Source organism: Agrobacterium tumefaciens (assembly GCF_005221385.1).
In the GTDB taxonomy this organism is placed as follows: Bacteria; Pseudomonadota; Alphaproteobacteria; order Rhizobiales; family Rhizobiaceae; genus Agrobacterium; species Agrobacterium tomkonis.
Genome location: NZ_CP039903.1, coordinates 1,709,568 through 1,724,229, shown reverse-complemented (window position 1 = coordinate 1,724,229; position 14,662 = coordinate 1,709,568). Strand labels below are relative to the sequence as shown.

18 protein-coding genes are annotated in these 14,662 nt (G+C 58.3%); 14 read left to right on the top strand and 4 right to left on the bottom strand.

The window, feature by feature from the left end; genetic code table 11:
- The first annotated feature begins 30 nt into the window (after window positions 1-30).
- The 11 genes from rplF to rplQ all read left to right on the top strand — a co-directional run bounded on the left by rplF (window position 31) and on the right by rplQ (window position 7,560).
- A complete protein-coding gene (rplF, locus tag CFBP6623_RS08620; protein ID WP_006313979.1) occupies window positions 31-564 on the top strand; it encodes a 50S ribosomal protein L6 in 534 nt (177 codons plus the stop codon).
- A gap of 12 nt (window positions 565-576) precedes the next feature.
- On the top strand, window positions 577-939 hold the full coding sequence (rplR, locus tag CFBP6623_RS08615; RefSeq protein ID WP_046798170.1) for a 50S ribosomal protein L18: 363 nt from the start codon (window positions 577-579) through the stop codon (window positions 937-939).
- A 119-nt stretch (window positions 940-1,058) separates the two neighbouring features.
- Window positions 1,059-1,628 (top strand): 30S ribosomal protein S5, encoded by a 570-nt coding sequence (rpsE, locus tag CFBP6623_RS08610; protein WP_046798171.1) that lies wholly within the window; start codon window positions 1,059-1,061, stop codon window positions 1,626-1,628.
- Window positions 1,629-1,639: 11 nt separating this feature from the next.
- Window positions 1,640-1,846: a 50S ribosomal protein L30 gene (rpmD, locus tag CFBP6623_RS08605; protein ID WP_003495212.1), complete on the top strand. Its 207-nt coding sequence runs from the start codon at window positions 1,640-1,642 to the stop codon at window positions 1,844-1,846.
- A gap of 16 nt (window positions 1,847-1,862) precedes the next feature.
- The gene (gene rplO / locus CFBP6623_RS08600; RefSeq protein WP_046798172.1) at window positions 1,863-2,342 is read left to right on the top strand and encodes a 50S ribosomal protein L15; all 480 of its coding nucleotides are present in this window, start codon (window positions 1,863-1,865) and stop codon (window positions 2,340-2,342) included.
- A gap of 334 nt (window positions 2,343-2,676) precedes the next feature.
- On the top strand, window positions 2,677-4,017 hold the full coding sequence (secY, locus tag CFBP6623_RS08595; protein ID WP_046798173.1) for a preprotein translocase subunit SecY: 1,341 nt from the start codon (window positions 2,677-2,679) through the stop codon (window positions 4,015-4,017).
- Entirely contained in the window at window positions 4,014-4,604 is a 591-nt protein-coding gene (locus tag CFBP6623_RS08590) for an adenylate kinase (protein ID WP_046798174.1), read from the top strand. Before secY ends, CFBP6623_RS08590 begins: the two co-directional genes overlap by 4 nt.
- A 307-nt stretch (window positions 4,605-4,911) precedes the next feature.
- Window positions 4,912-5,280 (top strand): 30S ribosomal protein S13, encoded by a 369-nt coding sequence (gene rpsM, locus CFBP6623_RS08585; protein WP_003507791.1) that lies wholly within the window; start codon window positions 4,912-4,914, stop codon window positions 5,278-5,280.
- A gap of 138 nt (window positions 5,281-5,418) precedes the next feature.
- Window positions 5,419-5,808, top strand: coding sequence for a 30S ribosomal protein S11 (gene rpsK, locus CFBP6623_RS08580; RefSeq protein ID WP_003495225.1), 390 nt, complete (start codon window positions 5,419-5,421; stop codon window positions 5,806-5,808).
- A 196-nt stretch (window positions 5,809-6,004) separates the two neighbouring features.
- Complete coding sequence (locus CFBP6623_RS08575; protein ID WP_003495228.1) at window positions 6,005-7,015, top strand: DNA-directed RNA polymerase subunit alpha; 1,011 nt, start codon at window positions 6,005-6,007, stop codon at window positions 7,013-7,015.
- A gap of 119 nt (window positions 7,016-7,134) precedes the next feature.
- A complete protein-coding gene (rplQ, locus tag CFBP6623_RS08570; protein ID WP_006313985.1) occupies window positions 7,135-7,560 on the top strand; it encodes a 50S ribosomal protein L17 in 426 nt (141 codons plus the stop codon).
- Window positions 7,561-7,732: 172 nt separating this feature from the next.
- Here the strand turns inward: rplQ and CFBP6623_RS08565 are convergent, their stop codons facing one another.
- The gene (locus CFBP6623_RS08565) at window positions 7,733-8,605 is read right to left on the bottom strand and encodes a DUF817 domain-containing protein (protein ID WP_046798175.1); all 873 of its coding nucleotides are present in this window, start codon (window positions 8,603-8,605) and stop codon (window positions 7,733-7,735) included.
- A gap of 55 nt (window positions 8,606-8,660) precedes the next feature.
- Here CFBP6623_RS08565 and CFBP6623_RS08560 point away from each other — a divergent pair, with 55 nt between their 5' ends.
- On the top strand, window positions 8,661-9,089 hold the full coding sequence (locus CFBP6623_RS08560) for a DUF2809 domain-containing protein (protein WP_046798176.1): 429 nt from the start codon (window positions 8,661-8,663) through the stop codon (window positions 9,087-9,089).
- Here CFBP6623_RS08560 and msrQ read toward each other — a convergent pair.
- Both msrQ and msrP read right to left on the bottom strand, forming a co-directional pair.
- Window positions 9,043-9,690, bottom strand: coding sequence for a protein-methionine-sulfoxide reductase heme-binding subunit MsrQ (msrQ, locus tag CFBP6623_RS08555; protein ID WP_046798177.1), 648 nt, complete (start codon window positions 9,688-9,690; stop codon window positions 9,043-9,045). The two genes, CFBP6623_RS08560 and msrQ, sit on opposite strands and share 47 nt — an antisense overlap.
- A gap of 2 nt (window positions 9,691-9,692) precedes the next feature.
- Window positions 9,693-10,634 (bottom strand): protein-methionine-sulfoxide reductase catalytic subunit MsrP, encoded by a 942-nt coding sequence (gene msrP, locus CFBP6623_RS08550; protein WP_046798178.1) that lies wholly within the window; start codon window positions 10,632-10,634, stop codon window positions 9,693-9,695.
- A gap of 312 nt (window positions 10,635-10,946) precedes the next feature.
- On the opposite strand from msrP, the gene ilvD reads away from it, so the two are divergent.
- Complete coding sequence (ilvD, locus tag CFBP6623_RS08545; protein ID WP_046798179.1) at window positions 10,947-12,782, top strand: dihydroxy-acid dehydratase; 1,836 nt, start codon at window positions 10,947-10,949, stop codon at window positions 12,780-12,782.
- A gap of 385 nt (window positions 12,783-13,167) precedes the next feature.
- Window positions 13,168-14,169: a serine hydrolase domain-containing protein gene (locus tag CFBP6623_RS08540; protein ID WP_062653923.1), complete on the top strand. Its 1,002-nt coding sequence runs from the start codon at window positions 13,168-13,170 to the stop codon at window positions 14,167-14,169.
- 15 nt (window positions 14,170-14,184) lie between these two features.
- On the opposite strand, the gene CFBP6623_RS08535 is transcribed toward CFBP6623_RS08540, so the two are convergent.
- Window positions 14,185-14,535, bottom strand: coding sequence for a lysozyme inhibitor LprI family protein (locus tag CFBP6623_RS08535; protein WP_046798180.1), 351 nt, complete (start codon window positions 14,533-14,535; stop codon window positions 14,185-14,187).
- Between the last annotated feature and the right edge of the window lie 127 nt (window positions 14,536-14,662).

Sequence of the window (14,662 nt, the reverse complement as noted above, 5' to 3'; positions counted from 1 at the left end):
ATCTCCATAACGAACAGACAGGATTGAACAATGTCTCGTATCGGTAAAAAGCCCGTTCCGGTTCCCGCAGGTGTGACGGCCAATGTCGACGGCCAGAAGGTCACTGCGAAGGGCCCGAAGGGTGAACTGTTTTTCGTCGCAAACGACGATATTCAGCTGAAACTCGAAGATAACGGCGTTTCCGTAACGCCCGCCAATGGCACCAAGGAAGCTCGTTCGAAGTGGGGCATGTCCCGCACGATGATCGAGAACATCTTCAAGGGTGTTAAGGACGGTTACGAACGCAAGCTCGAAATCAACGGCGTTGGTTATCGTGCCGCCCTGCAGGGCAAGAACCTGCAGCTGGCGCTCGGTTTCTCCCACGACGTGGTTTATGAGCCGCCGGTCGGCATCACCATTGCCGTGCCGAAGCCGACGGAAATCATCGTTTCCGGTATCAACAAGCAGCAGGTCGGTCAGGTAGCCGCGGAAATCCGCGAATACCGTGGTCCCGAGCCCTACAAGGGCAAGGGCGTGAAGTACGCTGAAGAGCGTATCGTCCGCAAAGAAGGCAAGAAGAAGTAAGGATCACGCGAAATGGCTAGCAGGAAAGAAGCACTTGCACGTCGCGCGAGCCGTGTGCGCCGCCAGATCAAGGCGGTTGCCAACGGCCGCCCGCGCCTGTCGGTTCATCGCTCGTCGAAGAACATCTACGCCCAGATCATCGATGATGTTGCTGGCAAGACGCTTGCGTCTGCCTCCACGCTCGAAGCTGATCTGCGCGGCTCGCTCAAGACCGGCGCCGACGTTGCTGCGGCATCTGTCGTGGGCAAGCTGGTTGCCGAGCGCGGCGTCAAGGCTGGCGTCAAGGATGTCGTATTCGACCGAGGCGCGTTCATCTATCACGGCCGTGTCAAGGCCCTGGCAGATGCTGCCCGCGAAGGCGGTCTGAACTTCTGATTTTTTTCCGCCCGGACAACGATCCGGGCGGAATTTCACCGGGCCATGCGGATCTCCTCATCGAGGCCGCTGGTCTTTTCGTTTGCCGTTCCACCCGTAAAAGAAAAAGGACAAGGACAATGGCACAGGATAAAAGAGGTTCTCGCGAAGATCGCCAGAACCGCGAAGAGCGCGATAGCGAATTCGTCGACAAGCTGGTCGCGATCAACCGCGTTGCAAAGGTTGTTAAGGGTGGCCGTCGCTTCGGCTTCGCCGCTCTCGTCGTCGTCGGCGACCAGAAGGGCCGCGTCGGCTTCGGCCACGGCAAGGCTCGTGAAGTTCCGGAAGCGATCCGCAAGGCAACTGAAAGCGCAAAGCGCGATCTGATCTTCGTTCCGCTGCGCGATGGTCGCACGCTGCATCACGACGTCAATGGCCGTCATGGCGCCGGCAAGGTTCTGCTGCGTTCGGCCAAGGCCGGTACCGGTATCATCGCCGGTGGTCCGATGCGCGCTGTTTTCGAAACGCTGGGCGTTCATGACGTCGTTGCGAAGTCGACCGGTTCGTCGAACCCATACAACATGGTTCGCGCAACGTTCGACGCTCTGAAGCATCAGGTTCATCCGAAGGACATCGCTGCACAGCGCGGTCTTAAGTTTGCGACCCTTCAGGCTCGCCGCGCCGCGTCCGGCAACGCTTCTGAAGAATAAGGAGCTGGATCATGGCCAAGAAAACTACTGAAGCCAAGAAGACTGTCACGGTCGAACAGATCGGCAGCCCTATTCGCCGCCCGGCAATCCAGCGTCAGACGCTGGTCGGTCTGGGTCTCAACAAGATGCATCGTCAGCGCACCCTGGAAGATACTCCGGCGGTTCGTGGCATGATCCGTGCGGTCCAGCATCTCGTTCGCGTCGTTGACGAGAAGTGAGACGGAGTAACCTATCATGAAACTCAATGAAATCAGAGACAACGAAGGCTCCTCCAAGGATCGCATCCGCGTAGGTCGCGGTATCGGTTCTGGCAAGGGCAAGACCGGTGGTCGCGGTGTGAAGGGTCAGAAGGCTCGTTCGGGCGTCGCCATCAACGGCTTCGAAGGCGGTCAGATGCCTATCTACCGTCGTCTGCCGAAGCGCGGCTTTAACAACATCTTCGGTTCCGAATATGCTGTTGTGTCGCTCGGCCGCATCCAGACCGCCATCGACGCCAAGAAGCTCGACGCTTCCGCAACGATCGATGCTGCTGCTCTCAAGGCAGCCGGCGTTATCCGCCGCGTCAAGGACGGTGTACGCATCCTCGCCGACGGCGAGCTGAAGGCCAAGGTTGCCTTCGAAGTTGCCGGCGCTTCCAAGCCTGCACTCGAAAAGATTGAGAAGGCCGGCGGCTCGATCAAGCTTCTCGTGGTTGCAGCCGAAGCTTCCGAGTAATATATAGACTTCAGGCGCCCGGGGCTTCGTGCTCCGGGCGTCTGCGCTCCCTGGCCAATGTTGCTTTCGATCTAAATCGATTTAGAGATGCATCATGGCAAACTCTTCGCGGTGCAGCTGTTATGCGCGCCGCTTGCGGCATAAAGTGCTGCAGGGAGAGCCTCACAGTTCTTGAACTTCCGTAGGGGAGGGGATAGGACATAAAAAAACAGGGTGAGGCATGATGGCGGCGCAAAGCCGTGTTCGTCCGAAGCCCGGTTTTTGAACCGGTATCTTTTAGACCTTTCCGCATCGGCCGGTTTCGTCGGCTGGCAAGGGTCATTCGGAGAAATTTATGGCTTCCGCAGCGGAACAACTGGCTTCGAACCTGAATTTTTCGACCTTCGCTAAGGCGGAGGATCTGAAAAAGCGTCTCTGGTTTACTCTTGCCGCACTTCTCGTCTACCGTCTTGGCACCCATATTCCGCTTCCGGGCCTGAACCCAGAAGCCTATGCGCAGGCCTTCCAGGGCCAGGCCAACGGCATTCTCGGTCTTTTCAACATGTTTGCGGGTGGTGCTGTCGAGCGTATGGCGATCTTCGCCCTCGGCATCATGCCTTACATCTCCGCTTCGATTATCGTGCAGCTCATGACCTCGGTCGTGCCCTCGCTCGAAGCGTTGAAGAAGGAAGGCGAAGCCGGCCGCAAGATCATCAACCAGTACACCCGCTACGGTACGGTGCTGCTCGGCACGCTGCAGGCCTATGGCATTGCGGTCGGCCTTGAAAGCGGCAACGGCCTCGTGGTCGATCCGGGCTGGTTCTTCCGCGTTTCCACTGTCATCACGCTGCTTGGCGGCACGATGTTCCTGATGTGGCTCGGTGAACAGATTACCTCGCGTGGTATCGGCAACGGTATTTCGCTGATCATCTTTGCAGGTATTGCTGCGGGTCTGCCCAAGGCGCTTGCCGGCACGCTGGAACTCGGCCGCACCGGTGCGCTTTCGACCCCGCTTATCCTTATGGTCGTCCTCGTCGCCATCGGCGTCATCGCGCTTATCGTCTTTGTGGAGCGCGCCCAGCGTCGCCTGCTGATACAATATCCGAAGCGACAGGTTGGCAACCGGATGTTCCAGGGCGATACCTCGCATCTGCCGCTGAAGCTCAATACGGCCGGCGTCATTCCCGCGATCTTCGCATCGTCGCTGCTGCTTCTGCCGGCGACGGCTGCCGGTTTTGCCGGAAACACCAATCTGCCGTCCTGGGCGACCGCGATCATCGCGTCGCTGCAGCATGGGCAGCCGTTGTTCATGGCGCTCTACGGCCTGCTGATCGCGTTTTTCGCGTTTTTCTACACGGCTATCGTCTTCAATCCGAAGGACACGGCCGATAACCTCAAGAAGCACGGTGGCTTCATTCCGGGCATTCGTCCGGGTGACCGCACCGCGGAGTACATCGATTACGTCCTGACCCGCATCACGGTGGTCGGCGCGATTTATCTGGTCTTCGTGTGTATCCTTCCTGAGACACTTATCGCACGCACGGGCATTCCATTAGCCCTTGGTGGTACTTCGCTTTTGATCGTTGTCAGTGTAACTCTGGACACGGTTGCGCAAATTCAGGGTCACCTGATCGCGCAGCAATATGAAGGGCTGATCAAGAAGTCGAAGTTGCGTGGAGGAAAGAGGGGACGATGAGACTGATATTTTTGGGTCCGCCGGGTGCGGGCAAGGGAACCCAGGCCAAGCGGCTGACTGACAAGTACGGGATCCCGCAGCTTTCCACCGGTGACATGCTTCGCGCTGCGGTTAGCGCGGGCACCGAAATCGGCAAGCGCGCCAAGGCCGTCATGGACGCCGGCGGGCTGGTGTCCGACGATATCGTCAATCAGATCGTTTCCGAACGCATCGAGGCGCCTGACTGTGCCAAGGGCTTTATTCTCGACGGCTATCCGCGCACCGTTCCGCAGGCCAAGGCGCTTGCCGAGAACATGCGCAAGAAGAATCTTGCCCTAGATGCCGTCATTGAACTGAAGGTGGACGAAGAGGCGTTGATTCGCCGAATCGAAAACCGCGTCGCAGAAACCATCGCCGCCGGCGGTACGGTTCGTTCGGATGACAATCCGGAAGCCTTCCGCAAGCGGCTGACGGAATATCGCGAGAAGACCGCGCCCCTGTCGAACTATTACAGCGAACAGGGTGAGCTTGTGACGCTGGATGGCATGGCGGATGTCGATGCCGTGACCGAGGCTATTGAAAACGTCCTCGAGAAAGCTTCAGTCTGACGGCTGGGGCGGGGTGGCAAAATCTGCCGGCGATTTTCGCCCGATTTGCCGCTCTCATGATTTAGCTCGTCCTTTGGATAGCAAAAGAATCTTGGCGGAGCCGGTTGCTTTTTTGCGCTGATTCCGTTAAACACCGCGCCAACTCGCGACATCCCAAGCGACTGGCGCGGATTTCCCTCAGGGAAGGGAGATCCGGGTTCGGTCGTTTTGACCTGTCACGGACATCAATTTTGAACTGGCGGCCCTGTTGGTCGCTCGACTGGAATCACCACTTGCCGGATGGCAACTGGAACCAAGGAGAAAAGACGTGGCACGTATCGCTGGCGTCAACATCCCGACTGCGAAGCGCGTTGTTATTGCGCTGACCTACATTCACGGGATTGGTCCGAAATTCGCGCAGGAAATCATGGACAAGGTCGGTCTTCCGGCTGACAAGCGCGTTCATCAGCTGACGGATGCTGAAGTTCTTCAGATCCGCGAAGCCATCGACCGCGACTATCAGGTCGAGGGTGATCTTCGTCGCGACACGTCGATGAACATCAAGCGTTTGATGGATCTCGGCTGCTACCGCGGCCTGCGTCACCGTCGTGGCCTTCCGGTCCGCGGTCAGCGCACGCACACCAACGCCCGCACCCGCAAGGGTCCGGCGAAGGCTATCGCTGGTAAGAAGAAGTAATTTTCCGGTTCTCCGGAAAGGGGAGGCTGGTGCAGTCCGCGCCAGCCTTTCTGAGTTTGGCGAAAAGCTCGAATACGGGCTGATTGCCGGTGTAGCCGCTGGTGTTACGGCGGTGAAGAGATCAATGAAAGGTATAACATGGCCAAGGAAGCCGCACGCGTCCGTCGTCGCGAACGCAAAAATATCACGTCGGGCGTTGCGCACGTCAACTCGACCTTCAACAACACGATGATCACCATCACCGACGCACAGGGCAATGCTATTGCCTGGTCGTCCGCTGGTGCCAAGGGCTTCAAGGGTTCGCGCAAGTCGACCCCGTTCGCTGCCCAGATCGCTGCTGAAGATTGCGCGAAGAAGGCTCAGGAACACGGCATGAAGTCGCTTGAAGTTGAAGTTTGCGGTCCGGGTTCCGGTCGTGAATCGGCACTTCGCGCTCTGCAGGCTGCCGGTTTCATGATCACTTCCATTCGCGACGTGACGCCGATCCCGCACAATGGTTGCCGTCCGCGCAAGAAGCGCCGCGTCTGACGCGACCGTGGTTCGGAAATTCCGCCTTGTCCTCAGGTCAGGCGGAATTTTCGTGTATCTGGCGTGTGCGCGTCGATTTCGATCGACGGACTTGCGCTCAAGAACCCACTGATGAACCACTGAATTAGGTTCCTCTCGGTGTTTTCATGCTCGGTCCGTCACGATTGGATGGTGGCGGCGAACGGAAGGTTTAAAGATGATTCAGAAGAACTGGCAGGAACTTATCAAGCCGAACAAGGTCGAGTTCACCTCGTCCAGCCGCACCAAGGCAACACTGGTTGCCGAGCCGCTGGAACGTGGTTTCGGTCTTACCCTCGGCAACGCGCTGCGTCGCGTTCTGTTGTCTTCTCTGCGTGGCGCCGCTGTGACGGCCGTGCAGATCGACGGTGTCCTGCATGAATTCTCCTCCATCCCCGGCGTTCGGGAAGATGTGACGGATATCGTGCTCAACATCAAGGAAATCGCCATCAAGATGGATGGCGACGATTCCAAGCGCATGGTCGTGCGCAAGCAGGGCCCGGGTGCCGTTACCGCTGGTGATATCCAGACGGTTGGCGACATCGAGATCCTGAACCCAGACCACGTGATCTGCACGCTTGATGATGGCGCTGAAATCCGCATGGAATTCACCGTCAACAACGGCAAGGGTTACGTACCGGCTGAGCGCAACCGCGCGGAAGATGCCCCGATCGGCCTCATTCCGGTGGACAGCCTCTATTCTCCGGTCAAGAAAGTGTCCTACAAGGTGGAAAACACCCGTGAAGGCCAGGTTCTCGACTATGACAAGCTGATTATGACGATCGAGACCAACGGTTCGGTTTCCGGCGAAGACGCCGTTGCCTTCGCCGCTCGCATTCTTCAGGACCAGCTGGGCGTCTTCGTCAACTTCGACGAGCCGCAGAAGGAAGCAGAAGAAGAATCGGTTACCGAACTCGCGTTCAACCCGGCGCTTCTCAAGAAGGTCGATGAGCTCGAGCTGTCGGTTCGTTCGGCAAACTGCCTGAAGAACGACAACATCGTTTATATCGGCGACCTGATCCAGAAGACCGAGGCCGAAATGCTTCGCACGCCGAACTTCGGTCGCAAGTCGCTGAACGAAATCAAGGAAGTTCTCGCTTCCATGGGTCTGCACCTCGGCATGGAAGTGCCGGCATGGCCGCCAGAGAACATCGAAGATCTCGCAAAGCGTTACGAAGACCAGTACTAACAATCAAAAAGGCAGACCCTTTAAAGACTGCCTTTCCCCGTCAAACAGCAGATAAGTCATCTGCATGTGCCAGGAAACGGCAGGTCCGCACAGGAAACCTGCACTAAAGGAGAATAGCAATGCGCCACGGAAATTCAGGCCGCAAGCTCAATAGAACCGCCAGCCACCGCAAGGCAATGTTTGCCAACATGGCTGCTTCGCTCATCACCCATGAGCAGATCGTCACCACCCTTCCGAAGGCGAAGGAAATCCGTCCGATCGTCGAGCGTCTCGTGACCCTCGGCAAGCGCGGCGACCTGCACGCTCGTCGTCAGGCGATCTCGCAGATCAAGGATCAGGACGCCGTTCGCAAGCTGTTCGACGCGATCGCTTCGCGTTACGCAACCCGCAACGGCGGCTACCTGCGTATCATGAAGGCCGGCTACCGCCAGGGCGACAACGCGGCTCTCGCCGTCGTTGAATTCGTCGAGCGCGACGTTGATGCCAAGGGCGCAGCCGACAAGGCTCGCGTTGCTGCTGAGGCTGCTGCTGCCGAAGCCGCATAAGGTTTGACGCCGTTCAGGCGTTGTGAATTAAAAAGCCGGGTGAGAGATCACCCGGCTTTTTTTGCGTTTTGGTACTAGGAAGCTGGGCAAGCGAAATTGCTACTATTCAAGCGCCCTGGGCGCTGTCAGAATGTCGCGCAGTGCCTAATGCCCTGCTGACGATAAATCTCTCTCACTCCGGAACGTGAATACGGGACTTGATGTGCTTGAGATGCGCGACGATGGTGAAGGTCATGATGACCAGCAGGGACCACGAGCTCCATTTCCCGATATGAACGACGGACCAGGCGCCGAGCTGGTCGGGATATTTCCATATGCCGAAGAAGGTGGAGATATTTTCCGCCAGCCAGACGAAAAATCCTATGAGGACGAATGAGAGAAGCAATGGCATCTTTCGGTCGCGGTCATAGGGGCGGTAAATCACCGTTGCGCGGGAGTAGAGCCCGATGGCGCAGGCGGCGATGTACCAGCGGTAGTCGCCGATGAAGTGGTGGGTGAAGAAGTTGGCGTAGATGGCGATGCCGATCAGGGTCGCCATCCAGTAGGTGGGATAGTGGCGAATGCGCACATCCAGCAGCCGCCACGCCTGAATGATGTAGCTGCCGACCGCGGCATACATGAAGCCGGAAAACAGCGGCACGCCGAAGACTTTGCTATAGGCGAAATCCGGATAGGACCATGACTGGATGGCGCTCGATGTCTTGAACACCTCCAGTGCGAAGCCGACGATATGGAACAGCAGGATGGCCTTGGCCTCGTCAAGCGTTTCGAGCCTGCTCCAGATCATGAAGAACTGGATGCCGAGTGCAATGATCAGCAGCACGTCATAACGGGGAATGCCGAGCACTCCGCCATGCGGCACCACAAAGATGGAGAGGAAGAACAAGCCGGCGAACATGCAGGCGCGGGCTTCCTTGATGCCGAAATACAGAAACTCGACGATAAAACGCCTGATGCCCTTGAGTTCGCCCCAGGGATAGGTATCGCAGAGCAGATTGTCCAAGACGGAGAGGCGGCTTGCGGCCTGGCTTGTTCCTGTGCTCATTTCCGTCCCCGATCTCAGTTCGTCACCTTTCATACGAAAACCCGAAGGAACCCGTATGGGCCTGCCACACGTATCCCCATCTTATTTCGCCCGCAGCGGGTTTCTGGCGGGGGCGATGACGGTGGTCGTCTGCGGCCTTTGCCTGCGGGCTTTCGGTTATGACGTGGGACTGCCGTTCGTGGCGGTAAAATATGGCGGATCCGTGCTTTGGGGGGCGATGGTCTATCTGCTGCTGGCAGCCTTCTTTCCATCCCGCTGGCATGGCTATGAGGTCCACATCGCCATTCTTGCCGTTGTTCTCGTGGAACTCATCCGGCTTGTTCATTTCCCGGCGCTGGATGCGTTTCGTGCGACGACGGCCGGCGCCTTGCTGCTCGGCCGTGTTTTTTCGCTGTGGAATATAGTCTGTTATATCGCTGGAATTGGTGCTGCCGCCATTATGGCCGGACGGGTCTCGCGCGTTTGGCTCTCTTCATCGACATGATCGAGGGCCGCACCAGCCGATAGCCGAGCAGGATCACCATAGTGCTGATATAAAACACCGGTTCCAGCGTGATCGACTTTCGCGCCAGCACGAAATGCAGCACGCCGACGATGAGTACGAGATACACGAGCTTGTGTAACGTGTTCCAGCGGCTGCCGAGCTTGCGGATCGACCAGCGGTTGGAGGTGAGCGCAAGGGGCAAGAGCATGACAAGCCCGGCCATGCCGAGCATGATATAGGGGCGTTTGAGAATATCTCCGGCGATGGAGCTGACGATCAGGCCGCGATCCAACACCAGGTAGACGGTGAAATGCGCCAGCACGTAATAAAAGGCGATCAAGCCCAGCGCCCGGCGATAGGCGATGAGGTTGATGTTGAAGAGGTCGCGCAGCGGCGTCACCAGCAGGCCAAGGCAGAGAAAGCGCAGCGCCCAGATGCCGAGCAGGTGCTCGAAATCCTTGACCGGATTAAAGCCGAGGCCGCCGGTTGCGGCGAGATAGAAATACCAGAGGCCCGGACAGAGGCCGATCACGTAAAGCGACCAGATGGCCGCCGGCTGGTAACGCTTTGGCAGCGATGGAAGCGGAAGGGCGAAGGCCATGGTCAATAATTCGCTTTCAGGTCCATTCCGGTATAAAGGCTTGCTACCTCGTCATAACCGTTGAACATCAGGGTAGGGCGGTTCTGGGTGCCGAAAAAGCCGCCTTCGCCGATCCGTTGTTCCGTCGCCTGGCTCCATCGTGGGTGGTCAACCTTCGGGTTCACATTGGAATAAAAGCCATATTCGCGGGCATTGGAGTTCTTCCACGTCGTTTCCGGCTGTTTCTCAACGAGCGAAATGCGCACGATGGATTTGATACCCTTGAAACCGTATTTCCACGGGACAACGAGGCGGATCGGCGCGCCGTTCTGGTTCGGCAGCGTTTCGCCGTAAAGGCCGACAGCGAGAATGGTCAGCGGATGGCGTGCTTCATCGAGGCGAAGCCCCTCGACATAGGGCCAGGAAAGAGGCTGGAACAGACCACGTTGTCCCGGCATTTCGTCCGGCCGCACCACGGTTTCGAAAGCGACATATTTCGCGCTGCCAAGCGGCTCCACCTTGTCGAGCAGGGCGGCGAGCGGGAAGCCGATCCAAGGAATGACCATCGACCAGCCTTCGACGCAGCGCATGCGATAGGTGCGCTCCTCCAGCGGATATTTCATCAGCTCTTCAATGCCGAATTCCTGCGGTTTGGAGACGAGGCCGTCTACCTTTACCGTCCATGGGGTAGGCTTGAACTTGCCGGAATTTTCCTTCGGGTCGGATTTTCCGACGCCGAATTCGTAGAAATTATTGTAGCTGGTGACGGCGTCGAGCGGGGTGAGCTTTTCATCCAGCTTGTAGGCACCGGGTTTTGCGGAAAGAGGTGCGGCGATCGCTTCGCGACCCGTAAGCCCAATTGCCGCAAGTCCAGCCGCCGTGCCGAGAAAGCCGCGTCGGGACAGGTAAATATTCTTCGGCGTGATTTCACTAGCCGAGATGAGGGGCGGGCGATAGGCGGGCATTTCAACCTCCACAAAAGCCGGGTGCATCGGCGATAAATCGATTATGATAGCCAATACGACCACTGCACAGATATGTTTCAGCGCGGTGCGGAAAAACAACGGCCGCACAGTGAAAATCGCGCATTTGTGATGAGCCAGTGCCAGAATGGCGGCTGTAGATGAAGCGTACCGTACCGAACCGTACTGTTTTGCCCGAAGGTGACAGTGACAGGGCTTGCGGTTTGCGCTAGAAAAACCGCAAAATAGGGCAGGGGCCGTTTTGACCGCACTGCGGAAGACGGCTCTTCTGTCCAAGAGATCGAGGAAAACACCATGCCAGCCTATCGCTCCAGAACGACAACCCACGGCCGCAACATGGCGGGCGCGCGCGGCCTTTGGCGCGCCACCGGCATGAAGGACAGCGATTTCGGCAAGCCGATCATCGCCGTGGTCAACTCTTTCACGCAGTTCGTGCCGGGCCATGTGCATCTGAAAGATCTCGGCCAGCTTGTCGCCCGCGAAATCGAGGCGGCGGGCGGTGTTGCCAAGGAATTCAACACCATCGCGGTGGATGACGGCATCGCCATGGGCCATGACGGCATGCTGTATTCGCTGCCGTCGCGCGAGATCATCGCGGATTCGGTGGAATATATGGTCAATGCCCATTGCGCCGATGCGATGGTGTGCATTTCCAACTGCGACAAGATCACGCCCGGCATGCTGAATGCGGCGATGCGCCTCAACATTCCCGCCGTTTTCGTGTCCGGCGGCCCGATGGAAGCGGGCAAGGTCGTTCTGCATGGCAAGACGGTCGCGCTCGATCTGGTCGACGCCATGGTGGCTGCTGCCGACGACAAGATTTCCGATGAGGACGTTAAGATCATCGAACGTTCCGCTTGCCCGACCTGCGGTTCCTGTTCCGGTATGTTTACCGCCAATTCGATGAACTGTCTGACCGAGGCGCTGGGTCTGTCGCTGCCCGGCAACGGTTCGACGCTTGCCACCCACTCGGATCGCAAGCGCCTTTTCGTCGAGGCCGGCCATCTGATCGTCGATCTGGCCCGCCGTTATTACGAGCAGGACGATGCAACCGTTCTGCCGCGCACCATTGCCAACAAGGCGGCATTCGAAAACGCCATGTCGCTGGATATCGCCATGGGCGGCTCCACGAACACGGTTCTGCATATTCTGGCTGCCGCGCATGAGGGCGGTGTCGATTTCGGCATGGAGGACATCGACCGTCTTTCCCGCAAGGTTCCGTGCCTTTCCAAGGTTGCGCCTGCCAAGCAGGACGTGCACATGGAAGACGTTCACCGCGCCGGCGGCATCATGCGCATTCTCGGCGAGCTGGAGCGTGGCGGTCTCATCAACCGCGATACCTATACCGTACACGAGGCGACGCTTGGCGATGCCATCGATCGTTGGGATATTACCCGCACCAACAGCGAGACGGTTCGTGAATTCTTCAAGGCGGCCCCCGGCGGCGTGCCGACACAGGTTGCCTTCAGCCAGTCCTCGCGCTGGGACGATCTGGATACCGACAGCGACAACGGCGTCATCCGCTCGGTCGAAAAGCCATTCTCCAAGGATGGTGGTCTCGCCGTGCTTTACGGCAATATCGCGCTTGACGGCTGCATCGTGAAGACGGCGGGTGTTGATGAATCCATCCTGAAATTCAACGGTTCGGCAGTCGTTTACGAAAGCCAGGACGCGGCGGTGAAGGGCATTCTGGGCAATGAGGTCAAGGCGGGCGACGTCGTCGTCATCCGTTACGAAGGGCCGAAGGGCGGACCGGGCATGCAGGAAATGCTTTATCCGACCAGCTACCTGAAATCCAAGGGTCTTGGCAAAGCCTGCGCGCTGATCACCGATGGTCGTTTTTCCGGCGGCACGTCAGGCCTCTCCATCGGCCACGCCTCGCCGGAAGCGGCGCAGGGCGGCGCCATCGGCCTCGTTCGCCAGGGAGACCTGATCGAGATCGATATTCCGAACCGCACCATCAACCTCAAGGTCACGGATGCCGAACTGGCAGCGCGCCGCGCCGAGCAGGAAGAGCTGGGCTGGAAACCGGCGGCACCGCGCAAGCGCAATGTCACGACGGCGTTGAAGGCCTATGCGGCCTTTGCGTCGAGCGCGGACAAGGGCGCGGTGCGGATTTTGCCGGAGTAAGCCTGTAGGGTTTTGATACGCGAATATCTCTCGGCCGTCATGCTCGGGCTTGTCCCGAGCATCTGCAACCCTTCGATTTTGTGCGACGTGGATGGATCCTCGGGACAAGCCCGAGGATGACGTGGCATGTGAGGCAAGATTGCTATCCTCAAGTTTGCCGCCTTCCGGGGCGGTTTTTTAATGCCCTTCCGGCGAATGCCACGTCGAGGTTCGCAAACTGATTCAACTGCCTCAGAGGATGATTCTCCAAGTCTACGCAACGTGCTGTTTTCATAATAAAATTCGAAACTATCCAACCGGGTGCCAGCCTTCGTCTTAGTCACATTGGAGTGATGTTCGTCCATCGGCTCTTTTCCGTAGCGTAGCGATGCCTAACTTCATCAGCATGAAAAGACGAACCGCACTCGCTCTCATTGCCTCGCTGCCTTTCGCCCCGCGTGCCCGCGCGCAAAGCTCCGGCAATACCGCCCGTTTTGATCCATTGCTGAGGGACGCGGATGCGCTTTCGAGTCTCAAGGCCGTCATCGTCAGTATCGACGGGGCGGAGGTCGCCAGCCGCGCCTATCATGGCGCGAGCCTTAACGGCTCCACCAACATCAAGTCGGCATCGAAATCGGTCATTTCGGCGCTGGTCGGCATGGCGATTGACCGGAAGATACTGTCGGGTGCCGATCAGCCGATTGCGACCATCCTGCGCAGTGATTTTCCGCAAAACCCCGATCCACGGCTGGAGAGGGTCACCATCGGCAACCTGCTTTCGATGCAATCCGGTCTGGAGCGCATGTCCGGCCCGAATTATGGGCGCTGGGTTGCCAGCCGCAACTGGGTGCGCATGGCGCTGGGGTCCGGTTTTGCCGGAGAACCTGACGGTGGCATGCTTTATTCCACCGGTTCCACGCATCTGCTTTCGGCTATATTGACCAAGGCCTCCGGCCGCTCGACGCTCTCTCTGGCGCGGGATTGGTTCCGGCCGCTCAATGGATTTGCCATTGGCGGCTGGGAGCGTGATCCGCAGGGCATCTATCTCGGCGGTAACCAGATGGCGATGACGGCGCGCTCGCTGCTGGCTTTTGGCGAGCTTTACCGACGGGGCGGGGTGACGCCTGATGGTGAGCGGCTGATATCGCAGGGGTGGATCGACCAATCCTGGCAACAGCGCACCACTTCCGTCTTCAATGGCGATGGTTATGGCTATTGCTGGTTCATCAAGGAGATGGCGGGGGAAACGGTCTATTACGCCTGGGGTTATGGCGGGCAGATGCTCTACATCGTTCCCGCCAAGCGCCTGTCCGTGGTCATGACCTCGCGTGAGGATGCGCCTTCGGCCAGAACCGGTTATCGCGATCAGCTGCACGGTCTCGTGGAGAACATTATCCGTGCAGCGTAATTGTCGCTGCATTGCTCAAAGAGGTCTGTTGATGCTCTGGAAAGCGTCGCCGAGCTTCTTCATCCGCTCGTCATAAGCGCCCGTCAGGCAGGCGACGTCCGCCGCGCATTCCTGGCGTTTCTTCAGCCATTGGCTCTGCTCGTCGCGCAGCGTGTCGCGGGCGCCCATGGCCATCAGCTGGGTAAGGATGTCGAAGGTGGTGGCCATCTTCACGTCCTGGTCGTTCAGGGCGCGGTTGTCGCAGATCGCCTTTTCATCCGCCGCCAGATCGGTCTTGGTGCAATCGAAGCTGGCTGCCGAAACCGGCGAGCCGAGAGTGGAGGCGCAAAGGAGGAAGCAGGCGAAAAAAGTCTTTTTCAGATGCATGGATCGTTTCTTTCAAGGACAATCGATGCGGATGAAACCAAAAAGGGGCGTCGGTGGTTCCAATTGCCGGAACCGGCCTGCACAGGGAAAAGGCTGGCCATCATCTTGCCGCTCTTTGCTTTACAGG